The sequence below is a fragment of the Pseudomonas sp. BJa3 genome (assembly GCF_026343815.1).
Classification (GTDB): Bacteria; Pseudomonadota; Gammaproteobacteria; order Pseudomonadales; family Pseudomonadaceae; genus Aquipseudomonas; species Aquipseudomonas soli.
In genome coordinates, this window is the sequence record NZ_JAOXMC010000356.1 from 1 (window position 1) to 255 (window position 255).

At 58.4% G+C, this 255-nt stretch carries 1 protein-coding gene; it reads left to right on the forward strand.

Annotated features, from left to right (window positions below):
* Positions 1–255, forward strand: a 255-nt coding sequence (locus OH705_RS28000) for a DUF3418 domain-containing protein (protein ID WP_267303535.1), incomplete at both ends; no start/stop codon positions are given.

Consider the following 255-nt stretch of genomic DNA (forward strand, 5'->3'; position numbering starts at 1 on the left):
TCGCCGATTAAGTATCTGCACGAGAAGCTGCCGAACAAAGCCAAGCTCGGGCTGTACTTTAACCCGTACGGCAAGGTGCTGGATCTGATTGACGACTGCATCTCCTGCGGCGTGGACAAGCTGATCCACGAGGCGGGCGGTCCGGTCTGGACGGAAGAGGGCTTTGCTCAGCTTCATGAAAAGGTGCGCGCGGAGCTGAACGACACCGTGGTGGAGATTGCCAAACAGGTCGAGCAGATCCTCACCGCCGTGTTC